Consider the following 5,275-nt stretch of genomic DNA (forward strand, 5'->3'; position numbering starts at 1 on the left):
GCCTTGGAGGCCAGCGCCGACGCCGACCCACAACCCGCCGCAAGCGACTTGCTGCGCCGGTTCTCGGCCTTCGCCATCGGCGCGTTCCCCGCCACCATCACGCCCAACAAGCTGGTATCGGAGCTGACCGCGCTGGCAAAGGTCGCCCGGCCGCCAATGGCCGTCGAGCGCGAAGCCAGTGCGGACGCTGGTCCTTGGCTTCCGCTCGTCGAGGAGCTCGCCGCTGACATCTTCATGGGCACCTTCTCGGCGAAGTACGTGCGCGCCGCAGCGATCGCGATACGCCACCTCGCCTCACTGCCGGGAGGAGCGCTGTACAGCCGCTACTACGGCATCGACGTCGAGCGCGTGCTCGCGATGACGAAGATCGAGGAACGGTGGGGCACGAAGGTCTGCCCCGATTTCGACGACTACTGCCTGGAACTCGCAGCCTTGCCACCCGGAGGAAGCTCCATCGCGCGAAACGGCGCGGTCATCGAGCAGGCCGCCATCCTGACGACGCACAACCTGGGGGTGCTCGTCGACGTGCTGCAACTGCAACCGCTGCTGAACGACCGCTGGTCCGATCTCGCCGGACAGGCCTTCGGCGCGGTGCTGGACCGCCTCGAACGCCGCGTGATCCCGGAGAGCGTGCCCCGCCACCAACGCAAGCGCGCCAGCAAGACGCTTGCTTTCGGCTGGCGGCAGATGATCTTCTTCCTGTCCTGCCTGTCGCCCTCGGCGCAAGTCGCTTTCACGGCGACTTGCCGCGAGCGCCTCGCCACACGCTCGGCCACCATGCGGGAACGCTTCGCTCCGGTCCTGGCCGGGCTGGAGCGCACGGTGGCCGGTGAGCAACTGCCCAGGGCGGCTTCCCACGACGAGGTCGACGGTTGCCGGCGCCTGCTCGGCTGGAGTATCGGCACTCCGTTCCTGATGCGCGCGGCCCGCGAGACGGACTGAACCCCGGGCGCACCGCGCGTCCTCCCCTCGCCCGGCCGTGATGACTGCCGCTGCCGCATTGACGACAATGCGGGACCCCGCATGCCCGCCGTCACGACCATGACCCTCGCCCTCCCTCGCGCTGCCCGCCGCTTGCTGACCCTCCTCTGCCTGGCCGCCGCGCCGGCGGTCCATGCCGACATCGTCGTGGGCCAGGTCGCCCCGTTCAGCGGGCCGCAGGCCGTCACCGGCAAGGCCATCCGCGCCGGCGCCAAGCTCTGGATCGACGAGGTCAACGCCCGCGGCGGCGTCCGCGGACAGCGCATCAAGTTCGTCACCCGCGACGACGCGCAGAAGCCCGAGGAGACGGTGCGGCTGGTCAAGGAAATGATCGCCCAGGACGCCCCGACGGCGCTGATCGGCACCGTCGGCACCTCCAACCTGGAGGCCCTCAAGCAGGACGGCGTGCTCGAGAAGACCCACGTCTCCATGGTCGGCGCGATCTCCGGCGCGACCAGCATCCTCACGGCGCGCGGCATGTATCCGGTCAAGGCGAGCTACCGCGAGGAAGTCGAACGCCTGTTCCGCCAGCTCGGCGAGATGGGCCGCACCCGCGTCGCGGTCGTCTACCAGGACGACGGCCTCGGGCGCGACGCGCTGGCCGGCGCGCAGGCCTCGGCCAAGACCCACGGCCTCACGCTGGTCGCCCAGTCGGGTTACGCGCGCAACACCACCGAGGTCGGCAAGGCGGTGGACGAGATGGTCAAGCAGACGCCGGACGTGATCTTCCTCGCCGCCACGACCGCCGCCGCGATCGAGTTCACCAGCCGCTACCAGGCCGCCGGCGGACGCGCCGGGCTGTACGGCATGTCCATCATCGACGTGCAGGCGCTGCTCAAGAAGCTCGGACCCGAGCGCGCGCGCGGCTTCGCCTTCTCGCTGGTGCTGCCGACCGACGACCGCCTGGACCGCGAGGTGGTGCGCGACTACCTGCGCCTGAGCCAGAACGCCAAGGATCCGGAACTGTCCTCGCGCTCGCTGGAGGGCTTCATCGCCGCCAAGGCGCTGGTGCGCGCCCTGGAGCGCAGCGCCCCCGGCGCGGCCGCCCTCACCGAGACGCTGGAACGCGGCTTCGAGACCGACGTCGGCGGCCACCGCCTGACCTTCGGCAAGGGCCAGGCGCCGTCGCGCTACGTGGACTTCGCCGTGCTCGGCGTCGGCGGCCGGCTGGTGCGTTGAGCCCCGCGGAGCTCGCGCCACCCCGTGGGCCTTCGCGGCGAGCGGCGGCGGCGCCGGTCCTTGGGTCCGGCTTCCGAACAGTGCAACCGTCTCCGCCGTTCATGTCGCTTCCGTGAAGTCTGACAGCGCGCTTTCCGCCCTCCGTCGCTAAGCTTCGCGACCTCCCCACCACCACCGCCGTTGCCGCCGCACGGCGTTGCCTCGTGAAGTACCTGATCGCATCGGCCGCATGCGGCCTGCTGGGCCTGCTCACGCACGCGGCGCCCACGCGGCGCCGGGCGCGGAAGACGAGGACCAGCTCGAGGCGCTGCTCCGGCGCGAGGTGCAAGGCCCGTCGCGCTACGCCCAGAGCCTGATGGACGCGCCCGCCGCGGTCAGCGTGATCACCCGCCAGGAGTCCGCCGCGCTGGGCCACCAGACCATCGGCGACATGCTCGGCCGCCTGCCCGGCGTCTACCTCGGCAACACGCGCAGCTACAGCAACCTCGGCGTGCGCGGGTTCAACCGGCCCGGCGACTACAACTCCCGCGTGCTCATGGCCATCGACGGCCAGCGCGTCAACGACGCCATCTACGACCAGGGCCTGCCGCAGCTGGAATTCCCCGTCGTCGCGGAATGGGCCAAGCGGGTGGAGCTGGTCCAGGGGCCGGGGTCGTCGATCTACGGCAGCAACGCGCTGCTGGGCGTCGTGAACGTCGTCACGCTGGACGGCGCCGACGCGCCGGGCCTGTCCGTGCTCGGCAGCGCCGGCTCGCGCGGGCAGCGCCGGGTCGAAATGCATTACGGCGCCACCGACGCCGCGGGCGGCGACCTCTTCATCGGACTGAACCTGCAGCGCACCGCCGGCGAGACGCTCTTCCTCCCGGAGCTCGGCACCGCCGACGGCTGGATCCGCGGCCTGGACGGCGAGCGCCAGGCCGCGGTGCTGGCCAAGTACCGGCTCGGCCGTTGGAAGCTGTCGATGGCCGCGGTGCAGCGCGACAAGGACGCGCCGACCGCCCCCTACGGCACCCTGCCCGGCGTGTCCGGCACCCGCTACACCGACCGCCAGCTGATGGTCGAGGCCGCCTACGACGAGGGCTGGCAGGACGACCTGCGGCGCAGCCTGCGCCTGGGGCTGTCGCAGTACGACTTCCGCGGCCGCTACGTCTTCGGCCAGTCGCCGGACGTCGTCGACCGCGACGAGTCCTATGCCCAGTGGCTCACGCTCGACGCGCGCGTGCTCTGGCGCGGCCTGCTCAACCATGAGCTGATGGCCGGCGCGGAGATCCGCACCTCGCCCTACGGCATCCAGCGCAACTACCAAGTGGCGCCCTACGAGTCGCGGCTCGACAGCGACGTCTCGCAGGATTCCGCCGCGCTGTCCGTGCAGGACCAGTGGCGCCTGTCGCAGCACTGGCAGCTGACGACCGGCCTGCGGCTGGACCACGCCCGCGGCTTCTCACCGGCGCTGTCGCCGCGCACCGTGCTGGTCTTCCGGCCGGACGAGCGCCAGACCCTGAAGCTGATGTGGGCGCGCTCGTTCCGCTCGCCCAACCTCTACGAGCGCTATTACGACGACGGCGGCCAGACGCAGCTGGCCAATCCGGGGCTCAAGCCCGAGCGGCTCGGCTCCGCCGAACTCGCCTGGGAATACCTGCTCGCCTCCGGCCAGGCGCTCAGCGCCAACCTCTACGACACCCGCCTGAACCGCCTGATCGAACAGGTGCCGCTCAGCGACGATACCGACGCCGTGGTGCAGTACGTCAACCGCGGCCGCGTGCGGCTGCGCGGCCTGGACCTGGGCGTGGAGCAGCGCGTCGAGGGCGGCTGGCTGTGGCGCGCCAGCGCCTCCTGGATGGACGCCCGCGACGAGCAGGGCCGGCGCCTGAGCAACGCGCCCACCTGGATGGTCAAGGGCCATGCGATCACGCCGCAATGGCGAGCCTGGCAGCTCGGCGTCGAGTGGACCGCGCTGGGCACGCGGCTGGGACGCGTGAAGGTGCCGCCGGCCTGTTTTGTCAACGCCCAGCTGAGCTACCGCATCGACGCGCGCCAGAGCCTGGCGCTGCAGGTGGACAACCTGCTGGACCGCGACAACCTCGACCCCTCGTCCCCCGACGCCGCGCTGAGCGCGATCCCGCAATCGCGTCGCGCCTGGCGCCTGGCCTGGCGCACCGCCTTCTGAGCCGCCGACGATGCCGATGCGCGCTCGCCTGCTTCGACGACCGACCGACCTGCGCCCCTGGCGCATGGCGGCGCTGCTGCTGCTCGCGCTCGCAGGGGCGGCACCGCTGCGCCCGGTCGCGGCGCAGGCCGCCGGACCGGACGGCCTGAAGGCCGAGGTGGTCTACCGCGCGCTGATGTTCGTCAACTGGCCCGCGGAGCGGGAACACGGCCGCGCGCTGCAGCTGTGCACCGCCGGCGACAGCGGCCTGGAGACGGCCTTGCAGGGACTGGCGGGGCGCTCGATCCGGCACCTGGCGATCGAGGTGCGCCGCCTTGCCCGCCCGGACCAGCTCGCCGGCTGCCACCTGCTCTACCTGTCCGAACCCAGACCCGCCTGGCGCGCCCTGCTCGACCGGCAGCCCGTGCTGGTGCTGTCCGACCAGGCCGGCATGCTGGACCAGGGCGCCATGCTCAACCTCCAGATCGAGGACGGGCGTATCGTCTTCGACGTCGACCTCGACGCCGTCCGGCGCGCCGGCCTGGCCATCAGCGCGAAGCTGCTGCGCCTGGCGCGCTACGTGCGTCACCCCGCCACTTCGCCATGAACGCCAAGATCCTCGACGCGCTGGAACGCTGGCGCGAGCTGGCCGTGTCGCTGGCCGCGCTGCTCACCTTCGCCCTGCTGCTCAGCGTGATGCAGTACTGGCGGTTGCAGCAGCGCCAGCTCGAGGACCTGCGCACCCAGGCCGGCATCGTGGCGCAGACGGCCTCCGCCGCACTGGTCTTCGACAGCCGCGACGAGGCCGGCGAGATCCTGCAGGCGCTGCGCCAGAATCCCGCCACGCTGCGGGCGCGGCTGCTCAAGCGCGACGGCCAGCCGTCCGCGGTCTACACCCGGCCGGCCGCGCAGCGCTCGCGCCTGGAGGCCTGGGTCGGACAGGTGGCGCTGGAGGTGCCGGTGATGGCC

The 5,275-nt window shown here is 71.9% G+C and carries 4 protein-coding genes and 1 pseudogene; all 5 read left to right on the forward strand.

Features of this window, described 5'->3' with window-relative positions:
- Positions 1–942 (forward strand): annotated as a pseudogene (locus FUT87_RS02700) (hypothetical protein); the annotation flags it as partial.
- A gap of 132 nt (positions 943–1,074) precedes the next feature.
- Positions 1,075–2,160: an ABC transporter substrate-binding protein gene (locus FUT87_RS02705; RefSeq protein WP_255511627.1), complete on the forward strand. Its 1,086-nt coding sequence runs from the start codon at positions 1,075–1,077 to the stop codon at positions 2,158–2,160.
- Between the two features lie 229 nt (positions 2,161–2,389).
- Positions 2,390–4,327 (forward strand): TonB-dependent siderophore receptor, encoded by a 1,938-nt coding sequence (locus FUT87_RS02710; RefSeq protein ID WP_147239999.1) that lies wholly within the window; start codon positions 2,390–2,392, stop codon positions 4,325–4,327.
- A 10-nt stretch (positions 4,328–4,337) separates the two neighbouring features.
- The gene (locus tag FUT87_RS02715; protein WP_147239996.1) at positions 4,338–4,913 is read left to right on the forward strand and encodes a YfiR family protein; all 576 of its coding nucleotides are present in this window, start codon (positions 4,338–4,340) and stop codon (positions 4,911–4,913) included.
- On the forward strand, positions 4,910–5,275 hold a 366-nt coding region (locus FUT87_RS02720; RefSeq protein ID WP_147240000.1), incomplete at its 3' end, for a CHASE sensor domain-containing protein. The genes FUT87_RS02715 and FUT87_RS02720, both read left to right, overlap by 4 nt.

The organism is Mitsuaria sp. TWR114, from assembly GCF_007997345.1.